This is a genomic window from Trinickia acidisoli, from assembly GCF_017315725.1.
In the GTDB taxonomy this organism is placed as follows: domain Bacteria; phylum Pseudomonadota; class Gammaproteobacteria; order Burkholderiales; family Burkholderiaceae; genus Trinickia; species Trinickia acidisoli.
Window position 1 is genome coordinate 1,197,576 of the sequence record NZ_JAFLRG010000001.1, and the last position, 12,599, is coordinate 1,210,174.

At 64.1% G+C, this 12,599-nt stretch carries 15 protein-coding genes; 8 read left to right on the forward strand and 7 right to left on the reverse strand.

Features of this window, described 5'->3' with window-relative positions; genetic code table 11:
* Positions 1 to 21: 21 nt before the first annotated feature.
* The 6 genes from J3485_RS05555 (at position 22) to J3485_RS05580 (ending at position 4,292) form a co-directional block, all read left to right on the forward strand.
* Positions 22 to 774, forward strand: coding sequence for a GntR family transcriptional regulator (locus tag J3485_RS05555; protein WP_206951544.1), 753 nt, complete (start codon positions 22 to 24; stop codon positions 772 to 774).
* Between the two features lie 334 nt (positions 775 to 1,108).
* Positions 1,109 to 1,639 (forward strand): GNAT family N-acetyltransferase, encoded by a 531-nt coding sequence (locus J3485_RS05560; protein WP_206951545.1) that lies wholly within the window; start codon positions 1,109 to 1,111, stop codon positions 1,637 to 1,639.
* A gap of 187 nt (positions 1,640 to 1,826) precedes the next feature.
* Positions 1,827 to 2,618 (forward strand): septum site-determining protein MinC, encoded by a 792-nt coding sequence (gene minC, locus J3485_RS05565; protein WP_206951546.1) that lies wholly within the window; start codon positions 1,827 to 1,829, stop codon positions 2,616 to 2,618.
* An 83-nt stretch (positions 2,619 to 2,701) separates the two neighbouring features.
* Entirely contained in the window at positions 2,702 to 3,517 is an 816-nt protein-coding gene (gene minD / locus J3485_RS05570) for a septum site-determining protein MinD (RefSeq protein ID WP_206951547.1), read from the forward strand.
* A gap of 14 nt (positions 3,518 to 3,531) precedes the next feature.
* Positions 3,532 to 3,786 (forward strand): cell division topological specificity factor MinE, encoded by a 255-nt coding sequence (gene minE, locus J3485_RS05575; RefSeq protein WP_102608594.1) that lies wholly within the window; start codon positions 3,532 to 3,534, stop codon positions 3,784 to 3,786.
* Positions 3,787 to 3,977: 191 nt separating this feature from the next.
* On the forward strand, positions 3,978 to 4,292 hold the full coding sequence (locus tag J3485_RS05580; RefSeq protein WP_206951548.1) for a YXWGXW repeat-containing protein: 315 nt from the start codon (positions 3,978 to 3,980) through the stop codon (positions 4,290 to 4,292).
* Positions 4,293 to 4,339: 47 nt separating this feature from the next.
* Here J3485_RS05580 and J3485_RS05585 read toward each other — a convergent pair whose 3' ends face one another.
* Positions 4,340 to 5,761, reverse strand: a complete 1,422-nt coding sequence (locus tag J3485_RS05585; protein ID WP_206951549.1) for a chloride channel protein — start codon at positions 5,759 to 5,761, stop codon at positions 4,340 to 4,342.
* Between the two features lie 345 nt (positions 5,762 to 6,106).
* Between J3485_RS05585 and J3485_RS29230 the strand changes: the two genes are divergently transcribed.
* On the forward strand, positions 6,107 to 6,241 hold the full coding sequence (locus J3485_RS29230; protein ID WP_277991591.1) for a hypothetical protein: 135 nt from the start codon (positions 6,107 to 6,109) through the stop codon (positions 6,239 to 6,241).
* A 25-nt stretch (positions 6,242 to 6,266) separates the two neighbouring features.
* On the opposite strand, the gene J3485_RS05590 is transcribed toward J3485_RS29230, so the two are convergent.
* Positions 6,267 to 6,446 (reverse strand): hypothetical protein, encoded by a 180-nt coding sequence (locus J3485_RS05590; protein WP_206951550.1) that lies wholly within the window; start codon positions 6,444 to 6,446, stop codon positions 6,267 to 6,269.
* Between the two features lie 317 nt (positions 6,447 to 6,763).
* Between J3485_RS05590 and J3485_RS05595 the strand changes: the two genes are divergently transcribed.
* Positions 6,764 to 7,930: an OpgC domain-containing protein gene (locus tag J3485_RS05595; protein ID WP_206951551.1), complete on the forward strand. Its 1,167-nt coding sequence runs from the start codon at positions 6,764 to 6,766 to the stop codon at positions 7,928 to 7,930.
* Between the two features lie 4 nt (positions 7,931 to 7,934).
* Here J3485_RS05595 and J3485_RS05600 read toward each other — a convergent pair whose 3' ends face one another.
* The 5 genes from J3485_RS05600 to J3485_RS05620 form a co-directional block, all read right to left on the reverse strand.
* Entirely contained in the window at positions 7,935 to 9,251 is a 1,317-nt protein-coding gene (locus J3485_RS05600; RefSeq protein WP_206951552.1) for an MFS transporter, read from the reverse strand.
* A gap of 359 nt (positions 9,252 to 9,610) precedes the next feature.
* Positions 9,611 to 10,120 (reverse strand): TonB family protein, encoded by a 510-nt coding sequence (locus J3485_RS05605; protein ID WP_206951553.1) that lies wholly within the window; start codon positions 10,118 to 10,120, stop codon positions 9,611 to 9,613.
* A gap of 229 nt (positions 10,121 to 10,349) precedes the next feature.
* A complete protein-coding gene (locus J3485_RS05610; RefSeq protein ID WP_206951554.1) occupies positions 10,350 to 10,937 on the reverse strand; it encodes a C39 family peptidase in 588 nt (195 codons plus the stop codon).
* A gap of 10 nt (positions 10,938 to 10,947) precedes the next feature.
* Positions 10,948 to 11,538: a hypothetical protein gene (locus tag J3485_RS05615; RefSeq protein ID WP_206951555.1), complete on the reverse strand. Its 591-nt coding sequence runs from the start codon at positions 11,536 to 11,538 to the stop codon at positions 10,948 to 10,950.
* 601 nt (positions 11,539 to 12,139) lie between these two features.
* On the reverse strand, positions 12,140 to 12,532 hold the full coding sequence (locus J3485_RS05620) for a hypothetical protein (protein ID WP_206951556.1): 393 nt from the start codon (positions 12,530 to 12,532) through the stop codon (positions 12,140 to 12,142).
* Between the last annotated feature and the right edge of the window lie 67 nt (positions 12,533 to 12,599).

The following is a 12,599-nucleotide window of genomic DNA, read 5'->3' on the forward strand; positions in this document are numbered from 1 at the left end:
GAATTTCGATCGAGGATCAAGATGGAGTCATTCGACGGGGCGCCGAGCGATGCGGGCGGCGTGTCGCAAACGGTCAAAGCGCAACTCGGCTTGCGCGAGTTGATTCTCGCCGGCGAACTCGCGCCCGGCGCGCGCATTACCGAGCTGTGGGCCGTGGATCGTCTGGGCATGTCGCGCACGCCCGTGCGCGCAGCGCTGATGCGGCTTCAGGACGAAGGGCTGCTCGATGCCGTGTCCTCGGGCGGCTATGCGGTGCGTGCATTCAGCGCGGCGGAGATCTGTGACGCCATCGAGTTGCGCGGCACGCTTGAAGGAATGGCGGCGCGGCTGGCGGCCGAGCGAGGCGTCGAGCCGTCGCTGATGGCCTCGCTGCACGAGTGCGTCGACGCGATCGACGCGCTGCTGGCTACGCCGAAGATGGGGGAGGCGAAGTTCTCTCGCTACGTGGAACTCAACGAGCGGTTTCATCGCTTGCTCGCATCGGCATGCAACAGCCGCGTCGTGGAGAGCCAGCTTGCAAGGGTCATGGCGCTGCCGTTCGCGTCACCGAGCGGCTTCGTCAAGGTGCAGGCGGCCGCGCCCGATGCCTATCAGGTGCTCGTCGTGGCGCAGGCGCAGCACCGTGCGGTGCTCGACGCGATCGCGCGCCGCGAGGGCGCGCGGGCCGAGGCGCTCATGCGCGAGCACGCGCGCATTGCCCATCGCAATCTTGAAAATGCGCTGAAAAGTCAGACGGCACTGTCGCGCTTGTTCGGCGCGAAGCTGATTCGCTAGGGCGGCAACGCTGCTTCCGGTGGCTAATGAAGCCGATAGTAATGAAGCCGAAGGGGAAGCCGATAGAGACGACGAAAGCGCATGTTGCGCGTGAATTCATTCGCAGTCCGAAGTAATATGCGAACCGGCCGCCCGAGCTGGAACCGGCATCCCCAGCGGCAGGCGAAGCACTGCGCGGGCATACATTACGAAAGTCTTTCGAATGTCGTTGTGCTCTGCACAATGCCCGGCGCTAGACGTGCTATTCGCGTCCCGCTTAAATACGGGGTTTGACTCGCCCGCCGGTTCGGACGAAGCTACGCGCTAGCCATCCATCCGCGACAATCGGAGCCTCATGAGTTCATCGCTGACTGTTCGCCGTATCGCAGCCGATCAGGGCGCAATGCTTCGCGACTTGCGTACCGCATCCTTGCGAGAAGCGCCTTATGCGTTCGACGAGACGCTCGAAGAAGCGTTGTCGGAACAGGCGGAAACGTTTGACGCAGTCGCGGCGCGCCATGCCGCCTCCGAGATATCCACGAGCTTCATTCTCTATACGGAAGGGCATCCCGCCGGGCTCATCGGCGCTTATTTCGACGATACGCCCGAGCGCAAGGCTTTCGTCTGCGCGCTGTGGGTCGCGCCGGCCGTGCGGCATTTGCACGGCGGCGAGTTGCTCGTGAACACGGCGAGTGCATGGCTTGCCGAGCACGGCGCCCAAGAAATTCACGCGTGGTTGGCTGACGCCAATCGCAGCGCGATGCGTTTTTACGAAGCGCTAGGTTTTGGCCCCAGTGGCGAGCACCAACCGATCGCGCGCGCGCCGCAGGAGTGGCAGACGCTGCTCGTGCGCCACGTCAAGCTCGGGCGGGTGGCGCCGCAATAGCGGATTGGGCGCTTCGCACGGCATTTTTCCCTTTCCCTCATCGCGCGCGGCGTTGGAGACGCACCTCGCTGCGATGCACTCGGGCGGCGCGCTCCACGCGCCGCATGTCGTCACGTCATCGCGAAAATTCTGGCCGGTCGCGTAGACCCCTGTAAAATACGCAAAATTTTTTGCCGTCACCGCCCCCATGCCGCTGAACAAAACGCCTTTCTTCGAACTTCGCAGCGGCTCGGTCGACGCGCTCCAGTTCGTCGTGAAGACCACGGACCTCGATGCGCTCCAGAACGAGCTCACGCGTCGCTTCGAGGCGACGCCCGAGTTCTTTTCGGGCGAGGTGGTGACGATCGACGTGCGCCGTCTCGGCGAAAGCGAACGCGTGCCGATCGCCGACATCACGCGGCTGCTTGCCGGCGTGCGCATGCGTCCGATCGGTGTCGTCGCGGAGCCCGCGCAGCGCGAGTGGGCCGCGGAGGGCGGTTTGCCGCTCGTCGAAGCGCGCGACCGGCGCGGTGCGGGCGGTAAGGCCGAAGCGCCGCAGCCACCCGCGTCCGCGCCCAGCGAGCAACCCGCGCAATCGGGGCAAGCGATGCAATCGGCAGGCGCGGCCGTGGCGGTTGAAGCGAACGCGCGTGCGGCGGCACCTGCGCAGACGCTCATCGTCGACAAGCCGCTGCGTTCGGGGCAACAGATCTATGCGAAAGGCGATCTCGTCGTGCTCGCGCTCGTGAGCTACGGCGCGGAAGTCATTGCCGAGGGCAATATCCATATTTATGCGCCGCTGCGTGGGCGCGCGTTGGCCGGTGTGCACGGCAATCACGATGCGCGGATTTTCTGCACGTGCCTCGAACCGGAACTGATCTCGATCGCGGGGATCTACCGCACGACGGAGAATCCGTTGCCGGCCGACGTGATCGGCAAGTCGGTGCAGATCCGGCTGGCCGACGAAAAACTGCTGATCGAACCGCTGCGGCTCACCTAGGGCGGCAAGCTGCGCGAGCCGCGCCGCTTTGCGTGTCGCGTTGGCTCAACGGACGAAATTTGACGAATACAGGGTAAGGGGAAATGGCGAAAATCGTTGTGGTGACTTCGGGTAAGGGCGGCGTGGGCAAAACCACCACGAGCGCGAGCTTCGCGTCGGGCCTCGCATTGCGCGGGCACAAGACGGCCGTGATCGACTTCGACGTCGGCTTGCGCAATCTCGATCTGATCTTGGGTTGCGAGCGGCGCGTCGTCTACGATTTCATCAACGTGATCCAGGGCGAAGCGAACCTGAACCAGGCGCTCATCAAGGACAAGAAGTGCGAGAACCTGTTCATCCTGCCGGCCTCGCAAACGCGCGATAAAGATGCGCTGACGCTCGAAGGCGTCGAGAAGGTGATGAACGATCTGGCCGGCATGGGCTTCGATTACATCGTCTGCGATTCGCCCGCCGGGATCGAGTCGGGCGCGCTGCTCGCGATGCACTTCGCGGATGAAGCGCTCGTCGTGACGAATCCCGAAGTGTCGTCGGTGCGCGATTCCGATCGCATCCTCGGCATTCTTTCGTCGAAGACGAAGCGCGCGATCGAGGGCAAGGAGTCCGTCAAGGAGCACCTGCTCATTACGCGCTACAACCCGAAGCGCGTCAGCGAAGGCGAAATGCTTTCGCTGTCCGACATCCAAGAGATTCTGCGCATCGATCTGATCGGCGTCGTACCCGAATCGGAAGCCGTGCTGCACGCATCGAATCAAGGCTTGCCCGCCGTGCACATGGACGGCACCGACGTGGCCGAAGCGTACAAGGACATCGTGGCGCGCTTTCTCGGCGAAGAAAAGGAACTGCGCTTTACCGACTACCAAAAGCCGGGCCTGTTGCAACGCCTCTTCGGCACTCGCTAAGGAGGGCGCCCGTCATGTCGATTCTGTCGTTCTTGCTCGGCGAGAAGAAGAAGTCTGCGGCGGTTGCGAAGGAACGCCTGCAGCTCATCATCGCGCACGAGCGTGCCGGCGGCCATCCGCCGGCCGATTATCTACCCGCGCTGCAACGCGAGCTCGTTGCCGTCATTTCGAAGTACGTGAAGATTTCGGACGACGACATCCGCGTCAGTCTCGAGCGGCAAGACGATCTCGAGGTGCTCGAGGTCAAGATCGAAATCCCACAAGCCTGACTCGCGCGAACCGGCCCGCCGCGGTGAGCGCCCGAGCGCTCATCGCGCACCGCGGTGGTGCGCTCGAAAATATTCGGTTGCACTTTCGGTCGCTCCGTAACGCTGCCGTTGTCGTCGCAATCGAGGCCTCGCGCATTAATAGGAGTAACGCCGTCGAGCGAGACGTCGTTCACCAAAATCAAGAGGCTCCTATGAAAATGTCCACTCGCTTACTCATCGCACAACTTGCGCTGGCTGCCGCCGGTACGTTCGCCGTCGCCGCTTCGGCATCGGCTCAGGAAGTCATCGTCGCGCCCAACGCGCCGCCGCCCGTGCGTTACGAGGCCGTTCCCGCACCGCGCACCGGCTACGTGTGGGATCGCGGCCATTGGCGCTGGCAAGGCGGCCAGTACGCCTGGGTGCCGGGCCATTGGGAGCGCGTGCACGTCGGCTATCACTGGGTGACCGGCCATTGGGCGCGGCGCGGCCCGAATTGGGTGTGGGTACAGGGCCGCTGGGCCCGCTAAGGCGAGGGGCATCCGTTAGGATTGCGAATCGGTTTAATTCGATTCGATCACGGGCGCGGCGCATCGGTTTGCGCCGCGTCTTCGCTTTCCCCGTTCTTTTCGTCTTCGAATAGCGGCTCGAGCGTCTTGGGCGACTCGGGCGACTCGGGCTCCGCCGCCGCGGCCGCTTGCGTAGCGCGCGGCGTCATATAGCGCTCCGACAGCGCTTCATACAGGGGCGGCGCGAACATGCGCGCGACGCGGCTCGAAATCAACGCCGTCGCCATCAGCGAGATGACGAGCGCGTGCCCGTTGATCATCTCCATCACGATCACGAACGAGGTGATCGGCGATTGCGTGACGGCCGCAAGGTAGCCGACCATCGCGAGCGCGATGAGCATCGGCAGTTGCATGCTGCTGAAGACGGTATGCAGCAGATTGCCGAAGCCGGCGCCGATCGACAGTGACGGCGCGAAAATCCCGCCTGGAATGCCCGGCAGATACGAGCCGACCATCGACGCCATCTTCAAGAACGGATAGAGCATCGACAACTGCTCGTGCCCGTCGAGTAGGCCGCGCGCCTCCGCATAACCGCTGCCGAACGTGGTACCCCCCGACAATACGCCGATGACGGCGATCGCGAATCCGCACAGCGCTCCGAACACGACGGGCCGTTCGCGATGCATCTGCACGAGCGGCGCCGGCAGCCAGCGCGACGTATGGAGCAACAGCCAGCCGAAGATGCCGCCGGCCACGCCCGTGACGAGCCCCGTGAGCACGACCGCGGCGGCGAGCAGATTCGGGAAGTGCGAGCCGATCTGGATCGTGCCGAAGTAGGTGTAGTTGCCGTTCAGGCCGAGTGCGATCACGCCGGCGACGATGATGGCCGTGATCAGCACCCCGCTCGCGCGCGCTTCGAAGCTGCGCGTGAGTTCTTCGATGGCGAAAACGATTCCCGCGAGCGGCGTGTTGAATGCGGCCGATAACCCGGCGGCCGCGCCGGCCAGCACCAATTGCCGTTCGATCAGCGCGGTCGAGCGCGGATAGAAGCGTCGCAGGTTGTACATCAATGCTGCGCCGACCTGGACGGTCGGCCCTTCGCGGCCGATCGTGAAGCCGCCGAGGATCGCAAGCAGCGAGACGAGGATCTTGCCGGCCAGCAACCGCAGCGTCAGCGTGCGCGGGCCGAGCGTTGCCGTGCCTTCGTGCAGGGTTGCGATCACCTGCGGAATCCCGCTGCCCTCCGCGCCGCGGAAGAACCGCCGGGTGAGCCAGACGCAGGCGGCGGCGATCGCGGGCGTCGCGATCAACGGCAGCCAAGCATGACGATGCTGCATGGTGCGGAATTCGTCGTAGCCCCAATCGATGAGCTTCGCGTAGAAGACAGCCACGAGGCCGACCACGATCGCACCTAGCCAAAACACGCCGTATCGACGCCACAATCGACGCGCGCGTTGGGCAACACCGGACGAACGGAAAGGCAGGACCATGGATGCTCAACTCAGCGCGCAAAGGATGAATTATAGGTACGCAATGCCCATGCGCTCAATTGCCGATTTTTCTCGATGTGGCCCGGCATCGCTCGCGAGCCCACGTGCGGAGCGGCGCCAGCAGTCGATGCGGATTACCACTCTGTTAAATGTGTCGCTGCGTGTTGCTCGCGAAACCACGGCGCGACCGTGCCGCAAAGGGGACGGGGCAAGCGCGCGGAATTCGTTGTAATGCGGGCCGCACGATGCTTACAAATTGCAACGATGCAGGTGCCCGGCGTGCGGTTCAATCTCACTCATTCGACATGCCGTCGAATCATGAACAGCGACGTTAGGGAGAACGAAATGAAACGCTCGACAGCACTTATGATCGCAGGCGCGTTAGTGGCCTTGCTGCTCGGCGGCTGCGTGATTGCCCCCGCGCCCGGCTACTACGGGTATTACGGCGGCTACCACCATGGCTATTATTACGACCGTTGAGCTTTGCCGCGGGGCCGGATCAGGCTCATGCCAGCAAGGCTTCGACCGCAATGACGGCGGCGAACGCCGCAGCGTTCGCCAACAAGGCTTCGGCGACGATCGCATACCACGTCTTCGGACGAAAGCGAACTGCAAGCAATAGCGCAAGGAGCAAGGCGAGCGCGAGGATCGCCACGATGTCGGCATTGTCGATGCGGATGTCCATCGTCTCCTCCCACGCTGAATGTGCAAAAAAGCGACGCGAATCGATGCGTCAAGGCCAGTATAGGCGCGTGCTTTGCGCGGACAAGCCAGGAAAAATCCCGATGCTTTCCTCGCGTGCAAACCCGTACCTCGCACAAACCGCGCCGCTCGAGTGTCGCTCGAGCGTCGCTCGCACCATGCCCATCGCACGGCGTCGATTCGATCCTCTATCGAAAATCGCTCGAGCAAGGAATTTTTAGCAGCGGGCGCACACCAACCGCGAAGGGCTGGTGCAGGCGCGCGGACGCGTCTGAGGCTGCGAAAACAAGGGGGCTGTCAATGAATTCGTCCGCTGGACGATCGATCGAGGTCGATCTGTTGCGCGGCATCGTGCTGATCGTGATCGCCATCGATCACATTACCGTGGGCGTGTTGTCGCACGCGACGCTGCACAACTACGCGTATTGCGACGCCGCGGAGGTGTTCGTCTTCCTCGGGGGCTATGCGTCGGCCGCGGGCTATTCGAGCATTGCGGCGCGTCACGGCGCGCCGGCGGCGCGAAGCCGTTTCTTTCGGCGTGCGTGGGAGATCTATCGCGCTTATGGGTTGACGGCGGCGCTGATGCTCGGCTGCGGCGCCGTTGCCGCATCGTTGCCGATCGCCTCGCCGCTGGTCGCGGAAACGGGCTGGCCCGGGTTTGCGCATGCGCCCGCGCAAGGGATCGTCGACATCGCGCTGCTGCGTCGGCAGCCGTTTCTGTCGGCCGTGCTGCCGATGTACCTGCTGTATGCGTTGAGCGTTTCGTTCGTCGTTCCGCTCGGGCGGCGCATGCCTGTTGCCTTGTTTGCGGGCAGCCTCGCCGTATGGCTCGGTGCCCCGTGGCTTGCGGCGAGCCTGCCGGGCGTCGCGGATTGGTCGTTCAATCCGTTCGCCTGGCAACTGCTGTTCATGCTCGGCGTGCTGTGCCGTCTCCATCCCGTGCCTACGCAGATGCAAACGTCGAGGGTGGGCCACGCGCTCACCGGCGCGGCGTTCGCGGTGGCGCTGGCGTTTATGTTCGTCAAGGTCTGCATCGACAGCCATCCATCGCCGGGCTATATGAAGCAGAATCTCGCGAGCGTGCGCGTCGTGAGCTTTCTCTCGCTCGCCTGGCTGTGCGCGCAAGCTGCGCGGCTCGGCTGGTTGCGAACGCTGGCCGAACGCTTGCCCGCGGTCGTGACGGTCGGAAAACAAGGGCTCGTTTGTTTCGTCGGCGGCACGGTCGTGTCGATCGTCGGCGATACGGGGATCCGTCTCGCGCATGTTGAGACGAATGGGCCCGCGCGACTATTCGGCGACTTGGCCGGCGTGGGGGCCATGCTGCTGCTCGCGCGCATCGCGGCGGCGCGGCGCGCGAGAGGTATTGGGCGCGTTGGGCGTGCCGAGGCGGAGGAAATGACGCCGAGCGCGCGGCTCGTCCGGGTAACGTCGGACGTGCGATCGCCGCGCGAGCGGCGTGAGCGATGATGGCTTAGGACAACCGCACGTCGCGCGTCTCGCGCATCGCGACGACCGCGATGAGACTCACGGCCGCCGCGGCCGACACGTAGGCGCCGACCCAAGCCAGCCCGCCGCGTGCCGCGAGCATCTGCGCAATGTACGGCGCGACCGATGCGCCGAGAATGCCGCCCAAGTTGTAGGCGACGCCCGCGCCGGTGTACCGCACGGGGGTCGGGAACAGTTCGGGCAGCAACGCGCCCATCGGTGCGAACGTGACGCCCATCAGGAACAGTTCCAGCGTCAGGAACAGGGTGACGAGCACGGGCGAACCGCTGCCGACGAGCGGCGCCATCGCGAAGCCCGATGCGACGGCTCCAAGGGTGCCGGCGATCAGCACGGGACGGCGTCCGAAGCGGTCGCTTGCCCAAGCGGCGAGCGGCGTGGCCAGCGCCATGAACAGCACGGCGAAGCACAGCATGGCGAGGAAGCTTTGGCGCGAGAAGTGCAGCGTCGAGACGCCGTACGAGAGCGTGAACACGGCCGAGATGTAAAAAAGTGTGTAGCAGACGACCATGGCCAACGAGCCTGCGATCGTTGCGCGGCCGTGATGCGCGATCAGCGAGGCGAGCGGCACACGCACGCGTTCGGCGCGCTCGATGGCGGCGCGGAACGCCGGCGTTTCGGCAATCTTCAGGCGCACGTACAAGCCGAGCACGACGAGTACGGCGCTCGCGATGAACGGCACGCGCCATCCCCACGAACGAAACTGCGCGTCCGAGAGCCCGAGCGCGAGCGCGAAGAACAAGCCGTTCGAAGCCAAGAAGCCGACCGACGGCCCGAGTTGCGGGAACATGCCGAACCAGCCGCGGCGGCCCGCGGGCGCATTCTCGGTCGCGAGCAGCGCGGCGCCGCCCCATTCGCCGCCGAGGCCGATACCTTGGCCGAAGCGCAAGATGCAGAGCAGGATGGGCGCCCACGAGCCCAGCGTGTCATAGCCGGGCAGGAAGCCGATCAGCATCGTCGACAACCCCATGACGAGCAGCGAGGCGACGAGCGTGGATTTGCGGCCGATGCGATCGCCGAAGTGGCCGAACAAGAACGAACCGATCGGCCGCGCGACGAAGGCGATGCCGAACGTGACGAAGGCCGACAGTGCTTGCGCCGTTGCCGATCCGTGCGGAAAGAACACCGGGCCGATGACGAGCGCGGCGGCAGTGGCATAGACGTAGAAGTCGTAGAACTCGATCGCCGTGCCGATGAAGCTGGCGAAGATGACGCGAGCACGGCTCGATACGTTCGCCGTGTCGGACGCGGCGGTCACGGAAGGCGATGACGGCGAAGCGGACATAGAGGGTCTCCGATGGTTGTAACGGCCGCATGGCCGCGCGCAAGCGTCGGCGAGGACCGCATTTGTCAAGACGCAACGGCGCCGTTGCGCGGCAAGCGTACACGACATCGCGTGCCGGCCGTGCGAACTACGCGAAAAAGCGGGAATGCGATTCGACGAGCGCGGCGCGTGAATGGCGCGGACGAAGCGGCGTCGGGCTCGCTGGCGTCCCGCCGGGTAGGCGGGGCGGCGCGAACGTCGCCGGAAGGTCCGGCTGCGCGGTGCGGAAAATTATAACGAGCGTGCGCGATGAGCGGCAACGCACGAAGCGGACACGAAGCGAAGCATAAAGCGGGGGCACGAAGCAGTATGGCGTTGCGTCAATCGAACGTCAGCGCCTGCGGTGCCGCGAATTCGCGCAATTGGAATTTGCCGTCGTCGTTGAACAGCCAGTCTTCCATCATTTCGACTTGACCGATGCCGTTGAGCAACTTGGGCGGCGGCGGGGGCAACGGTGCCGCTCGGCGCAGCGCCGCCAACGCGGTCGCTTCGGCGCCGTCGTCGCCGTTCGTGCGATAGACGGCCGAGCGGACGACGTTGCCGTTGCGATCGACGGTGAACGCGACGACGACGAGCGAGCGCAGCATCGCCTGCGGCGCCTGATGCTCGACATACGACGGGCTGCGTTCGACGATTCGGCGCGCGATCGCTACGCGGTATTGATCGAGTGTCGCGCTGTTGACTGCGGCCGGGGGCGGCAGCGTGGCCGCGGTGGGGCGCGTTGGAGGCGTGAACGTGCAGGCCGATGCGACGAGCAATGCGCCGAGTGCGGCTATGCCGGTCAGCCCGCAGGCGCGTAAAGCGGGGCGGCGCACGAGATCGTGTTTCATAGCGGATCGAGTTGGTGTGATTGATGACTGGTGCGCTAGGTCGAGCGCGAGGCGATATGCCTTCAGCGTAGTCAACGACGCGCGTGCGCGCATCTCGATTCGCACGGCGATCGTGCGCATGCACACAGCGCGGGTTAGTGCGGGCGATGGTACGTGGGCATGTCTGCACCCATTGCAGAAATGGGCCGCTCGGGCGTCGCGGGCGGTGGCAGGCAGCAAGACGGCCCTGTCAATAAACGACGAGCGATTCGGCCCATGTGTGGGTGCCCATGTTGCCGGAGCCGTTGAGCATCCAATCGTAGTCGCCGTACCCCGACCCCTCGCCGGGCCACGGATTCATGAAGTAGAGCGCGTTTTCGGCGGCATCGTAGCCGTTGATGACGACGAAGTGGCCGCCGCCGTCGGGCCATGTCCAGAGGACGACGACCGGATCGCCCTGGTTGACGCTCGCAATGGTGTAGTCGAACGCCAGCGGACCATCGTAGTAGTGCGAATCGCGCCGTCCTAGCGACCAAAGGATGCCGCTGATGCCGGTCGTGCCGGTGATGGCGTTCGGCGAGTTGGCCGCGTCGTCCCAGTCGAACGGAGCGTTTTCGCAGGCGTACCCGATCGAGTCGACCCAGTTTGCAATGCCGCATTGCGTACTCGTCACGCCGCGATAGCTGAGCACGGCGTTCGCGTCGGCGGCCCAGCACCATTCGCTGTGTTGCTGTGTGACCTGAGGGACGTCGATCTGCTGCGCGTGTACGGCGACGAACGCGGGTGTCGCGGCGACGATGAGCCTGCCTAGCAGGCGAGCGGCGAGATGGGTGTTCACGGCCGGACTCCTAATGACCGAATCTGAGGTCGCGCATTCCGCGCTGCACGCGTTGCCTCAAGGCGTCGTCGAGTTGGGCATCGGAGAGGGCGGATCCTGGCATGAGGGGGCTGGCCTCGCGCGGCGCGAGTGCCGCGCGTGCGCTGGCGAGCGGAACGTAGACGGGTGAGTTCGTCGTGCCTGCCGTGCTTGCGGACCGGACCTCGATGAAATCGGCGACGGCTTGTTGACTGCGGACGAAGCGCAGTTGCGCCGCCGGCGCTTGCTGCGCGTACTGCGTGGCGACCGCCGTAATTTCGCCCGCTAATTCGCTTGCGCCGGCTTCGACCATGGTCCATGCGCCGCTCATGCGGGCAACGGTGATGAGCCCGATGCCCTTGCCGTTCGCCATGACGACGAACCGCCATTCGCCGCTGCCGTAAAGACTCTGATCGAGTGGCTTGCCCGAGAGCAGCGCTTGCGGATCGACGAGATAGGTTTCGAACCCATCACCGATCGTCGCTTTGCCGAGCCCTCGCTGACCGGTCGTGTCGAAAACTCGATTTGCCTGAACGTGAAGGGCGGACGCCGATGCGGATAAACGCTTGGTCAGTCTCGCCAAGCCGGCTTCGGCCGCCTGACGCTGGGGCGATCCTAGGGCTGGCGATAGCGCGCCAATGTCCGCTGATGGCCTGAAGAGCGCATTCGGTCGAGCGCGGGCAAGCGTTGAGAGGGCCCCGACCCCGATGGCAAGCGACCCAAGCAGAGCCGCCGACAAGCGACGATTTCGCATAACGAACTCCCTATGCGATTCGGCAAAGCGTGCGTTTTGTTCTGCTCCGCCGGCGATCGCATGGCGCGATCACATATAAGGAGAAAAGCATTGATTGACTATTTTGTAAAGCCGTTAATTGTTCGGTAAGCTTTTCTTGAATTAATCATTGATTGCCTAATCGATAGTCGAGTAATGAACGATGGGCGTTATGCTGTCGCCAGAGGGCTATCGGTACTCGATTTGCGTCATCGACTGATTGGGGTTTGTGCAATCGTTAAATTAATTGTAAATGAGTCGCGGTGCTTTGGTGATTGATAATTAAATAAAATAAAGAGCGATTGGATTTATCAAAGAGATCCGCGACGAATGGCGCGTTTCGGAGCGATTGGACGGCCGAAGATCCGGGGGTAAAGCTGCGCTCCGGTCTTCGGCAGTCGAGCGAGCGGCTTTACGAATCCGAGTCGACGAACGTCATGTCCATCGACCATTGCGTCTGATTGCCGGTCGAATACTGCACGGACGGTGCGCGGATCGTGTGTTCATCGGTCACGGCAAGCAGGCCCGTGTCCGGATGATGTCCGATCGTCGTTTGGTACGCACCTGCCTTGCCGTAGTCGAAATCCTTTCCATCGGCAAAGATCACGCCGATGAGGTATTCCTCGGGCTCCGTATCGGCGCCGAGCCGAATGCCGACGTCGGCCTGCGCGCCCGGCGCCAGGCAGCGCGTGCGCTTGGCCGCGCGCCCATCGACGAGCAGCACTTGATCGTCCCAGTTCGGATCGTGCGCGATGCACACCTTGTGGCTTGCGTGATTCGTCACGTGTACGACAGGATCGGTCATGACGTTGTTCTCCTTGTGAGCGACCGCCGCGTGCGCGTGACGTCGCATGCATCGACGACGTCACGCC

Bases quoted from the DNA above. Each gene is read 5' to 3' on its own strand.
- J3485_RS05560 (WP_206951545.1), top strand. From the start codon at position 1,109: ATGAGTTCATCGCTGACTGTTCGCCGTATCGCAGCCGATCAGGGCGCA.
- J3485_RS29230 (WP_277991591.1), top strand. From the start codon at position 6,107: ATGAAACGCTCGACAGCACTTATGATCGCAGGCGCGTTAGTGGCCTTG.
- J3485_RS05555 (WP_206951544.1), top strand. From the start codon at position 22: ATGGAGTCATTCGACGGGGCGCCGAGCGATGCGGGCGGCGTGTCGCAA.
- J3485_RS05620 (WP_206951556.1), bottom strand. From the start codon at position 12,532: ATGACCGATCCTGTCGTACACGTGACGAATCACGCAAGCCACAAGGTG.
- J3485_RS05595 (WP_206951551.1), top strand. From the start codon at position 6,764: ATGAATTCGTCCGCTGGACGATCGATCGAGGTCGATCTGTTGCGCGGC.
- J3485_RS05605 (WP_206951553.1), bottom strand. From the start codon at position 10,120: ATGAAACACGATCTCGTGCGCCGCCCCGCTTTACGCGCCTGCGGGCTG.
- minC (WP_206951546.1), top strand. From the start codon at position 1,827: ATGCCGCTGAACAAAACGCCTTTCTTCGAACTTCGCAGCGGCTCGGTC.
- J3485_RS05600 (WP_206951552.1), bottom strand. From the start codon at position 9,251: ATGTCCGCTTCGCCGTCATCGCCTTCCGTGACCGCCGCGTCCGACACG.
- J3485_RS05590 (WP_206951550.1), bottom strand. From the start codon at position 6,446: ATGGACATCCGCATCGACAATGCCGACATCGTGGCGATCCTCGCGCTC.
- J3485_RS05585 (WP_206951549.1), bottom strand. From the start codon at position 5,761: ATGGTCCTGCCTTTCCGTTCGTCCGGTGTTGCCCAACGCGCGCGTCGA.
- minD (WP_206951547.1), top strand. From the start codon at position 2,702: ATGGCGAAAATCGTTGTGGTGACTTCGGGTAAGGGCGGCGTGGGCAAA.
- minE (WP_102608594.1), top strand. From the start codon at position 3,532: ATGTCGATTCTGTCGTTCTTGCTCGGCGAGAAGAAGAAGTCTGCGGCG.
- J3485_RS05580 (WP_206951548.1), top strand. From the start codon at position 3,978: ATGAAAATGTCCACTCGCTTACTCATCGCACAACTTGCGCTGGCTGCC.